The following is a 654-nucleotide window of genomic DNA, read 5'->3' as shown; positions in this document are numbered from 1 at the left end:
CAAAAACAAATCGATTGTTTTTATAACGGGTTTTAATATTACGCTTACTTTCAGTTATATTTAGCGTTATAAAATCATGCCCTTTTACATTCTGTAGCTTATTCGGCCTTTTAAACGGAAGAGAGGGCATGCGAATGGTAAATACTACTGGAATTTTTGCTTCCTGCCGCAGCAGGAGAAGCAGGGAGCTTTCCCGGCGACTCAATGACATTTTGTACATTCCTTTATTATCAAGCAAGGCAGAACCGGTCACCACAAGCCCTTTTTTATCTTTTTTCATTTCTGAGATCGCTGGTGTAATCCCTTTATCAAACATATGTGTATGCAGCTTTTGTAGCGTAGTCGAAATGGTGCCGTTATATCTTTTTTCCACATCAAGCAACTGGGTTAAATAAAGTGGAAGCGCCGGCTTATCTACAAAATTACTCTCCATAATGGAGGACACCGGCCCTTTTACAGCGACCATACGAATGTTCCCTGTGTTCTTCGGATCGCGGTACACCACATCGAGCTGCGACATAATTCCTTCTTTTTTTAGCAGCTTCTCCCCAATCAGTATGACCTGCATTTTTCCAACAGCAATCATTCCGTTGCTTGTGCTATTAAACACCTCTCTCGCTTGCCTCGGAGTATTCACCTTCGCCGCAAGCACCT

The 654-nt window shown here is 42.4% G+C and carries 1 protein-coding gene; it reads right to left on the bottom strand.

Annotation, left to right across the window (positions count from 1 at the left end):
* Window positions 1-654: Ger(x)C family spore germination protein (locus HMPREF0083_RS28835; RefSeq protein ID WP_277355689.1), on the bottom strand; the 654-nt coding region annotated here is incomplete at both ends.

Source organism: Aneurinibacillus aneurinilyticus ATCC 12856, from assembly GCF_000466385.1.
Classification (GTDB): domain Bacteria; phylum Bacillota; class Bacilli; order Aneurinibacillales; family Aneurinibacillaceae; genus Aneurinibacillus; species Aneurinibacillus aneurinilyticus.
This window is presented reverse-complemented; position numbering and strand designations above follow the sequence as displayed.